Origin of the sequence: Neobacillus massiliamazoniensis (assembly GCF_001048695.1) — a bacterium.
Lineage (GTDB): Bacteria > Bacillota > Bacilli > Bacillales > Cytobacillaceae > Neobacillus > Neobacillus massiliamazoniensis.
This window is the reverse complement of the sequence record NZ_CVRB01000001.1, coordinates 1,005,365-1,017,862: the sequence shown is the minus strand read 5'-3', so window position 1 is coordinate 1,017,862 and position 12,498 is coordinate 1,005,365. Positions and strand designations below refer to the sequence as shown.

Sequence of the window (12,498 nt, the reverse complement as noted above, 5' to 3'; positions counted from 1 at the left end):
GGCTTGATTTGCTTGAATATTATCATTACTTCCCAAAAAAATTACCTCATTTCTTTATATTTTTTGTAAAAGTGTATTTTACATGGGTATAGTATTCAGTATTCATGTTAAAGTATTGGACAAGTATAATAGTCATTAGCATATTTTTACAAAGATCCTCTGCTAAAGTTGGATCAACAAAACCAAATTTTATCTTATTGTTGAAAGTACCCTGCAGCTCTTTTTTCTCAAAAAAAGCCCCTTTGGTCTTGGCAATATACTCCGATGCCTTTAGCCGGTCCTTCATATCTGCATTTTCATCCCGCATAATTTCCGTCAAAAACCGCTTCGTTTCAGTGATATCCGAAATGAATTCCACATCCAATCGCTAATCCCGTTCCTTTATATACTCCAACACCTTAGCAATACTGAGCAGACGGCTAACTTATCTCTTTCACTTGTTCATTATGTTTTTAACGATGCACTTGGGATGAACATTTAGAACAAATGCCCATACAATATTACTAAGTATTTTTCTAGAGTTTTAAAAATGGTGCGTGAGTTCTGAGGAGTAAGTAGTAATAAAGAAAATCACTATTCAATAATATTTAGTGGGAGGTGGTTAGATTGACCGACTATCAAAGACTTAAAGAAATCATCGGAAAAGCAGATGAAATTTCATATCACGCTATGGACAAAGATTATTTTAATGATGTTTATAGACTAAAACGAGCTTTAGATTTAACCGCCAGGGCTTTATCAATGTTTGCTAAAATGGAAAAGGAAAGACTCGAAGGTGAAATTGTCACACATAATCCAATGGAATATGTAGAAGCAAGATTGTGTACCGCAAGATATTATGTAATGAGTCCAACAAAAGATGGTAAGTGGATTGATTCACCAAAACCATTTAAGAAGGAGTGAATAGCAGCATTCTAGGCAAACCACCCATTATAATACTTTTAAAGAGCGTTTTGCATATATTGCAGACGCTCTTTTCATTTTTACAAATTTTTTAGTCTTAAGAATTATGGTATTTGTCCAGACCATTCTTGTCTTACGACAATATATTGAAAAGGAAAGTTATTTGCTTTTTCACTTCATCAAAAGCGTTAAAGCTAAATCCTCCATAAAAATCACAAAGAAAGGGTGACAAAGCTTATGCAAACAATTGTATTTATTGAAGCCAACAAATCTGGATCAAGTAGAGAAGCAATCAAAGCAGCAGAACGACTCGGCTTTTTTACAGTGTTATTAACGAAAAAACAACATTTCATTGACCAAAGAATAGAATTTCCCGATGTCCATCAAATGATTCTAGTGGAATTATTCGTTTACGACAAATTAAAAGAAAATATCATCAAGTTACAAAAACAAGGCAAACAAATAAAATGTATTTTGAGTTTTGTAGATCCATTTGTTCATGAAGCATCAGCTTTATCAGAAGAATTTTGTTCAAGTGGTATTTCTGCTGGTCCAATTTTAAAAATGGAAAATAAAGTTTTAACACGTGAGCTTCTCAAAGACCTTTCAAGTTCACCTCATTATGCAATATATACACCAGATGATTCATTAGAGAACTTTATCCATAAACAAAAGAGCTATTTACCTCTTATTGTAAAATCTCCCGTATCTGCCGGATCAAGAGATGTTCTGTTGGCAAATGACAAGAAACAATTAAAGCTAGCAATACAAAAATTACTAAATAATAATAACCAGATTTTGGTAGAGGAGTATCTAACAGGACCCCAATATTTGATTGAGGTTTTAGTACGCAATGGAAAAGTTCATATTATCGCAATAATCGAACAAGAGATTACGTTTACTCAACGCTTTATTGTAACCGGATATGGTTTACTAGCAGAAATTGATCAAAGTTTATACGATAAAATCCTTGAGGCAGTAAGTTCCATCTTAAAAGCTTTTCAAATGAACAACGGTGCCTGTCACCTTGAAATGCGCTTAGTACAAGGATCATGGAAATTAGTTGAAATCAACCCAAGAATCGCAGGTGGTGCGATGAATCGAATCATTGAAGTCGGATATGGGATTAATTTGGTAGAGGAAACAATTCAATTAATGTTAGGAAATAAGCCAAACCTCACTAAAAAACATAGTAAGTATGTATATGCACATTATTTAACTGTTGATGCTACAGGAAAATTAATTGAGGTGACAGGGAAAAATCGCAGCTCTCAATATCCCGGTGTAGAAGAAGTGTATATAAAACCCCGAAAAGGAACGATATTAGGACCGCCTTTATCAATGGGAGATCGTTGTGGATATATTTTGGCATCCTCAGATGTGAAAGAAGAAGCGAAAAGAATTGCCAAGGAAGCAGCCAGCGAGGTACGTTTCATTCTTGATCCCATTCAAAAATATGGGGAGATAAATCATGACTATTATTCTAAAAACTTGATCCCATTCAATAGTATGTGGTGATTAATCATGACTATTACTCTATCTATTCTTTTCATTTAGAAGAGAAATTTAATGAGAGGTGAAATAGAAATATCATGACGCTAATAGGCATGCTTCATCATCGTGCAGATCCAAGTAATGTAAAAAAAGCCTATGCTTATGCCGCTGTAGCCAAAGCAGAAGGTGTAAACTTTTTTTACTTTACCCCAGGAAAGGTAAATATAAAACAGCAAAAAATTTTAGGGAAAGTCTATGAAAATGGCCAGTGGATTGAAAAGGAATTTCCCTTTCCTGATGCCATTTATAATGCAAGTTATCCTGTAAATGAGAAAGCTGAGCAAATCGTTGATTATTTATCCGATAGGATTCCGTTTACAAGTCATTCAATTGGAGACAAATTAGACGTATATAACAGAATTAAACGGGCAGAAAAATTTGAACCATACCTTATTCCTTTTTATGAAGTAACTGATGTTCAGATGTTTTTTGACATAATCAAACGCTATGAAAAAGTTATTATTAAACCGCTAACTGGACATCAAGGTGTAGGCGTTGTTTTTATTGAAAAAGATGGAGTAGATCATTACAAAATTAATGATGCAGGATTAGTATCATCTATTAATGAAAAACAATTGTTAAACTTGATATCCCATATAATACAAGATCAAGATTACCTAGTTCAAAAGTTTATTTCAAGTAAAACAAAAACTGGTCATGTTTTTAATTTCCGATTGCATGTACAAAAAAATGGAGAAGGAAAATGGGTTATTACTTCTATTTATCCAAGGATAGGGCAATTAGGGGTCATAACATCTAATATGGGTAGTTATAGTACTTACTTGGATACTTTTTTAAAAATAGAGTTTGGTGACTCCTGGTATGATATTCGAAGGGATCTTGAAAAGTTTGCGATAAGGTTTTCAAACCATTTTGATTCTTTATATGATATTGAATTAGATGAATTAGGAATTGACGTCGGAATTGATGCAAATGAAAAACTATGGCTTTTTGAGGTCAATTGGAGACCAGGTTCACCTGTTATATATCATCTTGAATTAGATGTAGCTAAAAATACGATTCTATATGCTAAATATTTAGCTGATACAAATAAACATTAAACAGAATTTGGAGAGGTGGAAAGAAGTATCATGACGCTAATTGGCATGCTTCATCATCGTACAGATCCAAGTAATGTAAAAAAAGCCTATGCTTATGCCGCTGTAGCCAAATTAGAAGGTGTAAACTTTTTTTACTTTACCCCAGGGAAGGTAAATATAAAACAGCAAAAAATTTTAGGGAAAGCCTATGAAAATGGCCAGTGGATTGACAAGGAATTCCCTTTCCCTGATGTCATTTATAATGCAAGTTATCCTGTAGGTGATCAAGCTGAGCAAATCGTTGATTATTTGTTTGATAGGATTCCGTTTACAAGTCATTCAATTGGGGACAAAATAAGTGTATATAACAGAATTAAACGGGCAAAAGAATTTAAACCATACCTTATTCCTTTTTATAAATTAACTAACGTTCAGATTTTTTATGACATGATCAAACGTTATAAAAAAGTTATTATCAAACCGATAACTGGACATCAAGGTGAGAGCGTTATTTTTATTGAAAAAGATGGAGTAGATCATTACAAAATTAATGATGCGGGATTAGTATCCTCTATTTATGAAAAAGAATTGTTAAACTTGATATCCCATAAAATACTAGAACAAGATTATGTAGTACAACAGTTTATTTCAAGTCAAACAAAATCTGGTCAAGTTTTTGATTTCCGATTGCATGTACAAAAAAATGGAGAAGGAAAATGGGTTATTACTTCAATTTATCCAAGGATAGGGCGTCTGGGGACCATAACATCTAATATGGGTAGTGGTGGTTATAGTACTTACCTGGAAATTTTTTTAAAAACAGAATTTGGTGACTCCTGGTACGATATTCAAAGGTATCTTGAACAGTTTGCGATAAGTTTTTCAAATCATTTTGATTCTTTATATGACATTGAATTGGATGAATTAGGAATTGACGTCGGAATAGATCCAAACCAAAAACTATGGCTTTTTGAAGTAAATTGGAGACCCGGTCCACCTAATATATTTAATGTTGAATTAGATGTAGCTAAAAATACGATTCTGTATGCGAAATATTTAGCTGAATCAAATAAACATTAAATCGGAAACTAAGTAAAGGAGCATGAAAAATCATGCTCCACTATATTTAATAATCAACATGCTTTGTTTTTCCAAATCGTCTTCCCCCATCCATGAACCTCTTTTTTCAACATCATACATAGTGTAAAAAACTACATAAATTCTTATATATATTGAAATGCTGCAGTATGGTCATTCTACCTCCCTTAAGAATAACGTTTCCCATAGAAAAGAAAGGGTAGCTAAAAGACTCAAGGAGTTACTGGAGGAGTAAGACCAGTAAGCACAGGAACTACTGGACTTGCTGTAAATCGAATTTGCTGAACTTGTAACACTTTTAGAGTAAGGTCTAGAACTATTTTTTCACGCAATGTACTAAAAGTTCCCTCAGGAGATACCATAGTTGGTGAAAAATCAAGTTCAAAGAAGTTTGCGGCTACTAACTCACCGAATGGCTGTTCATTGTATTTGACCAGATTTTGAAAGAAAAATTTATCCAAACGAGCATCTAAATTGGTTTTCTCATTAAGGAAATTAGCCTCAGCAGTTTCAGCAATCCCTATGATTGGAGGATTAGTGAAAGCTGTAATGTCTGTAAAACCAGTAAATGGAGTATCGACAATTCGATCTTGAAGAGTTCCTTTACATTCATGCGAAGCAAATTCAATATTTTTTCGAATATGCCCTGATACAAATAATTTACCTCTTGTCACGTTAAAAAAGTCTGTGTTGTCAATCCGTGTAAATGCAACCGGAACAAGTTTCACTTGATTGAGAAATACATTTTTTTTCACTCTTTTAATTTCTGTTGCTGCAGGATGAAGTTTAATAGTTGACTCTACCACGATTTGCAGCGTTGGCTCTGCTGTTACAACAGGAACTTTAATCGTTGTCGTAACAGCCGGCCCAACAAATAGATTGGTACCTGAATTCGTTAATGGCACTAATTCTTTTGGTTCTACTGGACATGGACCTCCGGGGACCGGAGGGTGTTCTGGCTCATGATCATGCTCTGAATGATCATGATGTTCTGATTGATTACTCCCCATAAAGATAACCTCATTTCTTTATAATATTTAGAAATACACTCCTATTTACATTGTTAATGTATTCCGCGTTTGTCTTAAAGAATGGGTATTTATAATAGGACATTCACACATATTTGGGAAAATAGGCATTTGAACAGAAGAACAAAAAGGATCTGTTTCAAAGAAACAGATCCTTTTTTCTTACATATGCATTACATTGGAGGAGTAAGTCCAGGAAGATTAGGAACGACTGTAGTTAAAGTAACTGCAAGTTGCTGAGTTTGTAATACTTTTACAGTAAGTTCTAGGACGAGTTTTTCAGTCAACGTGCTAAAAGCTGCCTCAGGTGCTGGTTCCGGTGTCGCAAAATCAAGTTCAAAGAAGTTTGCGGCTACTAACTCACCAAATGGCTGTTCATTGAATTTGACAAGATTGTTGAAGAAAAATTTATCCAAGCGAGCATTTAAGTTGTTTGCATCACTAAGGAAACTAGACTCGGAAGTTTCATTGATACCGAGGATTGGTAAATTAATAAGCGTTCCAGCCGCTACACTAAGTTCTGTAAATCCAGTGAATGGAATATCGACAACTCTATCTTGAAGCGTTACAGTACATGCCCCAACCGTAGTCCCAGCCGTAGTAAATTCAATATCTTTTCGAATATGCCCTGCTATAAATAATTTAGCTCTTGAAAAGCTAAAAAAGTCAGTACCGTCAATACGTGTAAATGGTGCAACCGGAACAATTTTCACCTGATCCAGAAATACATTTTTTTTGACTCTTTTAATTTCAGTTGCTGCAGGCGTAAGGGTAATCGTTGTCTCAAGCGGAATTTGGATTGTTGGCTCTGCTAGAACAACAGGAACTTTAATCCTATTAACAATTGGTCCAGCTACTGTTGCGGTATTTGCACTCGTAAAAGGTGTTAATGGTGTTGTATCTACTGAACAAGGACCAGGGGGGTCCATGGCTTGATTTGCTTGCATATTATCATTACTCAAAAAAATTACCTCATTTCATTATATTTTTTGTAAAAAGCGCTTTTTACATTAGTATAATATTCAGTAGTCTTGTAAAAGAATTGGACAAGTATAATAGCCATTAACACATTTTTACAAAAACGAGGTATTTTGAGCGTAAATCATAAATAAGTTATCTTTTGACTCGGACTTGTTGGACTTGTAGGATATGAATCATTAATTCCACTGACATTTTCTGATTTAATTGGTTTAAAGGAGTTAAGGACTCCGTAATTTTATTGGGAAATGCAGTATACTCAATTTTCTGATCAATATATCCTTCAATAAATAAAATTCCTTTTAATATTGTACGCGTCCCATTATTTAATGATTGTGATAATACAGTAGGTACTAATCTAAAATTGCTTATTACTACCTCTTTAGAAACTCCTTTAATCCCCTTAACTTCTTCTTTAAACGTAACATTTTCTTCCAAACATATCTCTATTTTGTACTCCCCTAATACAACTGGAACCCTAATATGCATATAAGAATTATTATTTGATTCTTCTGCTTCCGTAAATAGTGAGCCATGCATAGGAACGCCAACTGATTTATAATGATTACCTTTGTTATTCTTACCTTCATTTTGATCATAAGTTAAAAATACAAATTCATGAATTTTAGAGCAAACCAAACGACAATCAGGCTGTTCAGGATAATAAGCTGTAGTATTAATTAGTTTTGTATCAAATTCAGGGGTTTGTTTATTGTTTAAGTCAAGAAATTCAAATTTATTTTGAACTACATCGCCACAGATAGGAGCATGTAGAAAATCATCAATTTCTACATGAATGGAGAATGGACTTTTTTTAGTCATAAAATATACTTTTCCTTGACCATTTTTAAATCCACTCGTATAACCAGTAGGGTCGGTTTCATCCATCTCTTCATTATCAAGAAGATCCTTCTTTTCATTCAATAAGTCAGTTTCAGAAGGTTGCTGATAGTCAAAAGCAAAATCTGGTTGTGCTTTATCCTTCGTTTCTTTAGCTGGTTGGGGTTCATCCACCTCTTCTTTTTCATGAAGATCCTTCATTTGATGCATAAAGTTAGATTCTGAAGGTTGATGATGGTCAACTGCAGAATCTATTTGAGGTGTATCATTCGTTTCCTCAGCGGGCTGGGGTTCAAACACCTCTTCTTTATCTTGATGATCCTTCATTTCATTCATAAGGTCAGATTCTGAAGGTTGCTGATGGTCAACTGCAGAATCTGTTTGAGGTGTATCATTCGTTTCATCAGCAGGACGGGGTTCAACTACCTCTTCTTTATCATGATGATCCTTCTTTTCATTCATAAAGTCCGATCCAAATGGATGATGAAGGTCAACTGCAGATTCTATTTGAGCTGTATTATTCGTTTCATCAGCAGGACGGGGTTCAAACACCTTTTCTTTATCATGAAAATCCTTCTTTTCATTCATAAAGTCAGATTCAGATGGATGATGAAGGTCAACTACAGATTCTATATGAGCTGTATCATTCGTTTCTTCAGCAGGACGGGCTTCAAACACCTCTTCTTTATCATGAAAAGCCTTCTTTTCATTCATAAAGTCAGATTCTGAAGGCTGATGATGGTCAACTGCAGAATCTATTTGAAGTGTATCATTCGTTTCTTCAGCAGGACGGGTTTCAACTACCTCTTCTTTATTATGATGATCCTTCTTTTCATTCATAAAGTCAGATTCAGATGGATGCTGAAGGTCAACTGCAGAATCTATTTGAAGTGTATCATTCGTTTCTTCAGCAGGACGGGCTTCAAACACCTCTTCTTTATCATGAAAAGCCTTCTTTTCATTCATAAAGTCAGATTCAGATGGATGATGAAGGTCAACTGCAGATTCTATATGAGCTGTATCATTCGTTTCTTCAGCAGGACGGGCTTCAAACACCTCTTCTTTATCATGATAATCCTTCTTTTCATTCATAAGGTCAGATTCAGATGGATGCTGATGGTCAACTGCAGATTCTATTTGAGATGTTTTATTCTTTTTATCAGCAAGACGGGCTTCAACTACCTCTTCTTTATCATGATGATCCTTCTTTTCATTTATAAAGTCAGATTCAGATGGATGCTGATGGTCAACTGCAGATTCTATTTGAGATGTTTTATTCTTTTTATCAGCAGGACGGGTTTCAGCCACCTCTTCTTTATCATGATAATCCTTCTTTTCATTCATATAGTCTGGTTTAGAAGGATGATGATGGTCAACTGCAGATTCAGATGGATGCTGATGGTCAACTGTAGATTCTATTTGAGCTGTATCATTCGTTTCATCAGCAGGACGGGCTTCAAACACCTCTTCTTTATCATGATGATCCTTCTTTTCATTCATAAGGTCAGATTCAGAAGGATGCTGAAGGTTAACTGCAGAATCTATTTGAGATGTTTTATTCTTTTTATCAGCAGGACGGGCTTCAAACACCTCTTCTTTTTCATGGAAATCCTTCTTTTCATTCATAAAGTCAGATTCAGATGGATGATGATGGTCAACTGCAGATTCTATTTGAGCTGTATCATTCGTTTCATCAGCAGGACGGGCTTCAAACACCTCTTCTTTATCATGATGATCCTTCTTTTCATTCATAAGGTCAGATTCAGATGGATGCTGAAGGTTAACTGCAGAATCTATTTGAGATGTTTTATTCTTTTTATCAGCAGGACGGGTTTCAAACACCTCTTCTTTATCATGAAAAGCCTTCTTTTCATTCATATAGTCTGGTTCAGAAGGATACTGATGTCCAAAAAAATCTGTTTGTACTGTATCTTTCGGTTCATCAGCAAGATGGGGTTCATCCACCTCTTCTTTTTCATGATAATCCTTCTTTTCATTCATAAAGTCAGATTCTGAAGGATGATGATGGTCAAAAGTAAAATCTGTTTGTACTGTATTCTTCGTTTCTTCAGCTGGATGGGGTTCATCCACCTCTTCTTTTTCATGAAGATTCTTCATTTGATGCATAAAGTCAGATTCTGAAGGATGATGATGGTCAAAAGTAAAATCTGTTTGTGCTGTATCCTTCGTTTCTTCAGCTGGATGGGGTTCATCCACCTCTTCTTTTTCATGAAGATTCTTCATTTGATGCATAAAGTCAGATTCTGAAGGATGATGAAGACCAAAAAAATCTTTCTGAGCAGTATTATTTGTTTCATCAGCAGATTTTGTTTTAAAATTATGCTTATAATCAGTGGAATCAGATAGGTTTAAACCATTATCAGTTTCATCATCTACCTTGGAAACATGGTTAGAATCTATACCATCAGATGATTTAAAGAGATCAAGTATACTGTCAGTATGACTTTTTTCGTGTTGTTCAGGCACGTTGTTTACATCAATATCTTCTTGTGGATTGTTTGTTGCATTTACATTATCAAAGATTGGCGTAGTATCTAATTCACTAATATTCTTATCTGTTTCTGTACCTACTCCATTTATACTTATGAAATTCAGAGCTATAGATATATTTTGAACTGGTGGAGATTTAAAAACAATCATCTGATTAGCACATATTTCATGCATCTTTCTATAGTTAATCCATGGAGTCTTCATTATTTCACTTCCAACCCAAACAATAATCACTATATTTATTTATGCATTATTTTTACTTTTGCGCCCGAACAATTCCAATTTTCAAAATCAATTACAGGTATATGAAGACGATATAACTGCTGAATACAGTAAAAAAGAGAACCCCCGTGCCTGTAAGGATTCTCTCTAAATTATTTTATTCAATAATCAAAAATGGCAGCTGGACCTTTAACTCTTGTACCCCTTTAGTGAAACAAAAAAAGTATATACTTTATCGAACCTCTTTTTCAGTTAAACACTCTTCTTCTGGCTTCATTTTCACTTGTTTCCACTTTTCATCGCCTACTTTGCGAAATTGAGCGATTTCTACATCAGTTCCATTTGTTAATGTAAAGAATATAAAATAATAATCAGAACCATCGTTACCGTGAAAATAAATATTTTTAACATAACCATTTTTTATCGTTGGGTATCTTTTCTGAATCAACTTGCACCAATATCCATATTTCACATCGACAACTGCTTCCCCATCATGTTGCCACAGATGGTACGGTGCGCATAGGAAATCCTCAGGAAACTGCTGCAAATCTGTAATTCGGTAACCTTCTTGTTCGTGAACAAGCTGAATAAATCCGTAAGAATAGCCAAAATACTCAGCTCTCTTGCCCTTAAACCCTTCAATTGTTTCAATTTCATAGAAAAAACGTATTCCCCGTTTTCCATCCGGCACACGACATAGCTTGATCAAACTCGTATGCCCAATCCCAGCAAACGAATTAAAATAGGCTGCATAGCTTAATTTTTCTTTATACTCCTCTGATAAAAAATTGTAGGCAAGTGGAAATGGAATTCGAGCATGACCAACCGTTCCGCAGCTTCTCCCTCCCATGTTTTCAGCTTCGCGCAAAATGCTAAAATAATTAAGAAGGGTATCTTCAGGGGTTTTAGTCAATTCCGCAGGTACATGAATGTGGTCGTGAGTTTTTTCATAATATGGTTGGAAAAAATCCCAAGTTGTAAATCTCAAATTTAAAGCTGGTAAACTAGATGGACGAAAATATTTTTGATGATATGCGGCTGGGTCCATTTGATTCCGTAGTAACACATTCAACACCCCACTCTCAGTTTATGGGAGAACGGAGTATACGTGAAGAACCAGTGTTTCCTCTTATCATGCTGCAATGATATTTAAGAAAAGCTCACGATTATGGGAGATCATTTATGTTGTCTTATTGGAGATAAACACCCGATCGTTTAAGTAAAATCATTCACAAAAAAATAAATAAAAAGCACTGAAGTGCTTTAATTTGCCGGCTTATTATATCCTCTGTCTCCATAAGGTTGCAATTTCTCTATCCACTGCTTTGCCATTTGCTTAAGATGCCAGCGTTTGTCTATATCTTCCTCAACTTCCTTCTTCTCTAGTACCTCGTAGACGAATGCATCTTCCCCTAATTGACTCCAATCTTTTTGCAACTGGGAATTTGCGAATCTCCCCGTTTCAAGTTGCATTTTCAGTGTTAGCCACTTGTTTTTTAAGTTAGGACTGCTATCAACATAAATTTTTCCGTTAACCTTGTTTTTAATTTGATATATGCCCATATAGGTCTTATTTTGCTTAAATTCCTCTTTTAATTCCTTACGCCTGCTCTTATCCACCGTTCTCTCTCCCTTTGGGGTCTATTGCTTAATATCCCATCTCTTTTAAGGTTCTTGATAGAACACGCAATCGTTCACCAATAAGCTCATCATCATCACTTAGAGCTTGGCTGAATAATTTAATATCCTCGTTAATTTTTTCATTTTCCGTACATACAGCCACCGTCATAGCATCTCCTTGCAGCCCTACTCTATCTATAATAGGGTTTTCGGAATCATACAGCTTTTCATAACGGTAAGCATCTTGAAAATGAAGTTTTGCTCTACAAATTAGAATGGCAAGGTCAATGACACGGTGAAATGGTAATTCTTCAGACTGTCTTGACCATTTTTCCCCTGTGTGTCTCCATACTTTAGCGGAAATATCTACTTTTCCCCGATCATTCCATTGTGCCAATCCTAATGAAAGTCCTTTTGCATCGGTATGATAAGCATTTCTGCCATCTACATTTTCATAATTCTCAGATACAATAACGGGTTTATGTTTTAAAATAGTCGGTATTTTCATTATTTAGCCCCCTATTCAGTAATTTAGTAAATTACTGAATTACTAACCAGAATTTAACATTTCTTAAATGATATGTCAATTTATCTTAAAAAGCACAAATACCATTTTGTGTAAATCTTTAACTTTAAACCACACTTATAGAAGTTTGTAATAATTATTCTTACAAAAATATAGAACACAATTATGACCATTAATA

General features: G+C 34.7%; 11 protein-coding genes. 4 read left to right on the top strand and 7 right to left on the bottom strand.

Features of this window, described 5'->3' with window-relative positions:
• Positions 1–46: 46 nt before the first annotated feature.
• On the bottom strand, positions 47–364 hold the full coding sequence (locus BN1082_RS27315) for a hypothetical protein (protein WP_090631667.1): 318 nt from the start codon (positions 362–364) through the stop codon (positions 47–49).
• Positions 365–606: 242 nt separating this feature from the next.
• On the opposite strand from BN1082_RS27315, the gene BN1082_RS04895 reads away from it, so the two are divergent.
• The 4 genes from BN1082_RS04895 to BN1082_RS04880 all read left to right on the top strand — a co-directional run bounded on the left by BN1082_RS04895 (position 607) and on the right by BN1082_RS04880 (position 4,577).
• Complete coding sequence (locus BN1082_RS04895; RefSeq protein WP_090631664.1) at positions 607–903, top strand: hypothetical protein; 297 nt, start codon at positions 607–609, stop codon at positions 901–903.
• Positions 904–1,140: 237 nt separating this feature from the next.
• Entirely contained in the window at positions 1,141–2,421 is a 1,281-nt protein-coding gene (locus tag BN1082_RS04890; protein ID WP_090631661.1) for an ATP-grasp domain-containing protein, read from the top strand.
• Between the two features lie 74 nt (positions 2,422–2,495).
• Positions 2,496–3,518 (top strand): YheC/YheD family endospore coat-associated protein, encoded by a 1,023-nt coding sequence (locus BN1082_RS04885; RefSeq protein ID WP_090631658.1) that lies wholly within the window; start codon positions 2,496–2,498, stop codon positions 3,516–3,518.
• A gap of 30 nt (positions 3,519–3,548) precedes the next feature.
• Positions 3,549–4,577: a YheC/YheD family endospore coat-associated protein gene (locus BN1082_RS04880; protein WP_090631655.1), complete on the top strand. Its 1,029-nt coding sequence runs from the start codon at positions 3,549–3,551 to the stop codon at positions 4,575–4,577.
• Positions 4,578–4,807: 230 nt separating this feature from the next.
• Here the strand turns inward: BN1082_RS04880 and BN1082_RS04875 are convergent, their stop codons facing one another.
• The 6 genes from BN1082_RS04875 to BN1082_RS04850 form a co-directional block, all read right to left on the bottom strand.
• Positions 4,808–5,605 carry a CsxC family protein gene (locus BN1082_RS04875; RefSeq protein WP_245640315.1) on the bottom strand — a complete coding sequence of 266 codons (798 nt, stop codon included), beginning with the start codon at positions 5,603–5,605 and terminating at the stop codon, positions 4,808–4,810.
• A gap of 191 nt (positions 5,606–5,796) precedes the next feature.
• Positions 5,797–6,570: a CsxC family protein gene (locus BN1082_RS04870; protein WP_425412124.1), complete on the bottom strand. Its 774-nt coding sequence runs from the start codon at positions 6,568–6,570 to the stop codon at positions 5,797–5,799.
• 166 nt (positions 6,571–6,736) lie between these two features.
• The gene (locus tag BN1082_RS04865; RefSeq protein WP_090631650.1) at positions 6,737–10,156 is read right to left on the bottom strand and encodes a BC_2427 family protein; all 3,420 of its coding nucleotides are present in this window, start codon (positions 10,154–10,156) and stop codon (positions 6,737–6,739) included.
• A gap of 250 nt (positions 10,157–10,406) precedes the next feature.
• On the bottom strand, positions 10,407–11,240 hold the full coding sequence (locus BN1082_RS04860) for a hypothetical protein (protein ID WP_245640314.1): 834 nt from the start codon (positions 11,238–11,240) through the stop codon (positions 10,407–10,409).
• A gap of 197 nt (positions 11,241–11,437) precedes the next feature.
• Positions 11,438–11,794 (bottom strand): GIY-YIG nuclease family protein, encoded by a 357-nt coding sequence (locus tag BN1082_RS04855; RefSeq protein WP_090631645.1) that lies wholly within the window; start codon positions 11,792–11,794, stop codon positions 11,438–11,440.
• Positions 11,795–11,822: 28 nt separating this feature from the next.
• Positions 11,823–12,302, bottom strand: a complete 480-nt coding sequence (locus BN1082_RS04850) for a DUF6530 family protein (protein ID WP_090631642.1) — start codon at positions 12,300–12,302, stop codon at positions 11,823–11,825.
• Positions 12,303–12,498 lie beyond the last annotated feature (196 nt).

Excerpts from the sequence above, each read along its gene's own strand:
- BN1082_RS04890 (WP_090631661.1), top strand. The coding sequence starts at position 1,141 with ATGCAAACAATTGTATTTATTGAAGCCAACAAATCTGGATCAAGTAGA.
- BN1082_RS04885 (WP_090631658.1), top strand. The coding sequence starts at position 2,496 with ATGACGCTAATAGGCATGCTTCATCATCGTGCAGATCCAAGTAATGTA.
- BN1082_RS04880 (WP_090631655.1), top strand. The coding sequence starts at position 3,549 with ATGACGCTAATTGGCATGCTTCATCATCGTACAGATCCAAGTAATGTA.
- BN1082_RS04875 (WP_245640315.1), bottom strand. The coding sequence starts at position 5,605 with ATGGGGAGTAATCAATCAGAACATCATGATCATTCAGAGCATGATCAT.
- BN1082_RS04870 (WP_425412124.1), bottom strand. The coding sequence starts at position 6,570 with ATGCAAGCAAATCAAGCCATGGACCCCCCTGGTCCTTGTTCAGTAGAT.
- BN1082_RS04865 (WP_090631650.1), bottom strand. The coding sequence starts at position 10,156 with ATGAAGACTCCATGGATTAACTATAGAAAGATGCATGAAATATGTGCT.
- BN1082_RS04850 (WP_090631642.1), bottom strand. The coding sequence starts at position 12,302 with ATGAAAATACCGACTATTTTAAAACATAAACCCGTTATTGTATCTGAG.